Here is a 1,360-nt window from a genome sequence, read left to right on the forward strand (position 1 = left end):
GGCCGAATGTCACTGTGAGTATGAAGTGGTCCGGTTGATACTGGACAGGTCTGGTGCGGTGGGGGTCTGACCCTGAATGTCACTGACGTCGCGAGACTGTCCTGGCGATGATGTGTCGACCCCCGCCCGCACCGGGACGCCCGAAACACACGCGACCGGTCCGGGCGGAGTGACCTGATAGGAGCCTGACACCAACAGTCCCGTCACAGTGCTGTCCGCCGTCCCGGCCGGGTGCGTGGCCAACCGTGGGAAGGGATGACCTGTGTCCAGCATGACCGAAACCCCCGCCGCTGTCAGCCTTACCGTCTACGCCGGCATCGACACCCACAAACACACCCATCATGTCGCCCTGGTGGACGCTCTCGGCCGCCGTGTGACCGACCGGGAGTTCCCCACCACCGGCACCGGCCACCGGCAGTTGCTCGCCTGGATGGCCGGGGTCGGCGCCGTCGCCCGCATCGGGGTCGAGGGCACCGGCAGCTACGGCGCGAGTGTGACCACCGCACTGCGCGCGGCCGGTCTCGACGTCGTCGAGGTCGACCGCCCGGACCGGCACGCCCGCCGCACCCACGGCAAGTCCGATCCCCTCGATGCCTATGCCGCCGCGACCGCGGCACTGACCGGACGCGCCACCACCGTCCCGAAAACCCACGACGGGGACGTGGAGGCAATCCGATTCCTGCGCAACGCCCGTCGCTCGGCGGTCAAGGCACGCGCCGAGGCGATCGCCCAGCTCAAGGCCATGCTCGTCACCGCACCCGAGCCGGTGCGCGGCGGGCTGCGGGAGCTGTCGGACACGGCGTTGATCAGCACCTGCGCCGGGTTGCGGCCGGGACCGGTCGTACCCGGCGATCCGACCGCGGCGGTCAAGACCGCGCTGCGGTCACTGGCCCGGCGGATCCTCGACCTGACCGAGGAGGAACGCACCCTGCACACCCATCTCGAGACCCTGGTGGCGCACACCGCCCCCGAACTGCTCGACCGGATGGGTATCGGAGTCGAGACCGCCGCCCAGCTGCTGATCACCGTCGGCGACAACCGGCACCGGATCCGCAACGAGGCGGCTTTCGCGCACCTGTGCGGTGTCGCCCCGATCCCGGCGTCCTCGGGCCGCACCCACCGGCATCGGCTGCACCGCGGCGGCGACCGGCAGGCCAACCGGGCGCTGTACATCATCGTCATCACCCGGCTGGCCCACGACCGACGCACCCGCGACTACATGGCCCGCCGCACCGCGGAAGGCAAAAGCACCCGCGAGATCATCCGCTGCCTCAAACGTGCCGTAGCCCGCGAAGTCTTCCGCCTGCTCACCACCACCGGAACCCCAAACCCCCTTGACGGAACATAGGAGCATCATCGC

1 protein-coding gene is annotated in these 1,360 nt (G+C 69.8%); it reads left to right on the top strand.

Annotation, left to right across the window (positions count from 1 at the left end):
- Positions 1-271: 271 nt before the first annotated feature.
- A complete protein-coding gene (locus G6038_RS30685) occupies positions 272-1,348 on the top strand; it encodes an IS110 family transposase (protein WP_165042676.1) in 1,077 nt (358 codons plus the stop codon).
- The last annotated feature ends 12 nt before the right edge of the window (positions 1,349-1,360 follow it).

The sequence above is a fragment of the Rhodococcus sp. 14C212 genome (assembly GCF_011058195.1).
GTDB classification, from domain to species: domain Bacteria; phylum Actinomycetota; class Actinomycetes; order Mycobacteriales; family Mycobacteriaceae; genus Rhodococcus; species Rhodococcus aetherivorans.